The sequence below is a fragment of the Brachyspira sp. genome (genome assembly GCF_050873525.1).
In the GTDB taxonomy this organism is placed as follows: Bacteria; Spirochaetota; Brachyspiria; order Brachyspirales; family Brachyspiraceae; genus Brachyspira.
Genome location: NZ_JBNMIZ010000360.1, coordinates 1 through 1,134 on the forward strand (window position 1 = coordinate 1; position 1,134 = coordinate 1,134).

Consider the following 1,134-nt stretch of genomic DNA (forward strand, 5'->3'; position numbering starts at 1 on the left):
AATTATTTATAAACATATTACACTAAAATAATATTATTATAAAATAAATTTGTTAATTTAATTAGACTTATTCTTTGTTGCAATATCCATCCAAACGGCTAATAATAAAACTATGCCTTTAATTATATTCTGCCAAGAAGAATCTAATCCTATAATGCTCATTCCGTTATTTAAACTCGCTATAATTAGAGAACCTAATAAAGCGCCCAATATCGCTCCCGTTCCTCCGCTTAAACTTATTCCGCCTATAACGCATGCGGCTATGGCGTCAAGTTCGCTATTTAATCCAGTCGATGGAACTGCGGACGCTAATCTTGCTGTATTTATTATTCCTGCAAAAGCGGCTATGATTCCGTTTACGGTAAAAACTAAAAATATATATTTTTTAATATCTATTCCAGAATATTTGCAGGCTTCCGCATTTCCTCCAATAGAATAAACGATTCTTCCATATACCGTATTATTGGAAACATAAGAAGCTATAAAAGTTATTACAAGCATTACTATAACGGGCAAAGGAATTCCTCTATATCCGTTCATCCAAAATACGAATAAAAAAGAAATTGCAATGGTAAGAATTAAATTTATTATTAAAGTTCTTCTTTCCTGCATATTTTCATTTTTGATTATTTTCTTAATATTAAGCAAAACATAACATAAAACGAATATTAATAACAATATCCATGCGGCTAAAGGAGGAATATTTCCGTTTCCTATAAAATTAAAATTAGAATTATTAACCGCCAAAGTTTGTCCTTTCGTTATATATAAAACCACTCCTCTATATGCAAGCAATCCCGCTAAAGTGACTATAAAGGCTGGCACTTTTCTATATGCAACCCAAAAACCGTTTATAGCTCCGATTATAAATCCAAATATTAAAGTGATTATTATAGTTAATGTGGAATTGAATCCCGCTCTTAATAAAATTCCAGCTATTCCTCCAAGCAATCCTAACATAGAACCAACCGATAAATCAATATTTGCGGTAATAATTACAAAAGCCATTCCAATAGAAAGTATTCCCGTTATACTCATCTGACGGAATAGGTTAGATATATTTCTTGACGATAAAAATCCTCCGCCCGTTATCGCTCCGAAAAATCCCCATAAGATAATTACTATTAAAAATAG

Annotated in this window: 1 protein-coding gene; it reads right to left on the reverse strand. The window is 31.3% G+C overall.

Going from position 1 to position 1,134, the window contains the following annotated elements; genetic code table 11:
- Window positions 1-57: 57 nt before the first annotated feature.
- The coding region (locus ACR0QS_RS13335) for a sugar ABC transporter permease (protein ID WP_432633938.1) at window positions 58-1,134 on the reverse strand (1,077 nt) is incomplete at its 5' end.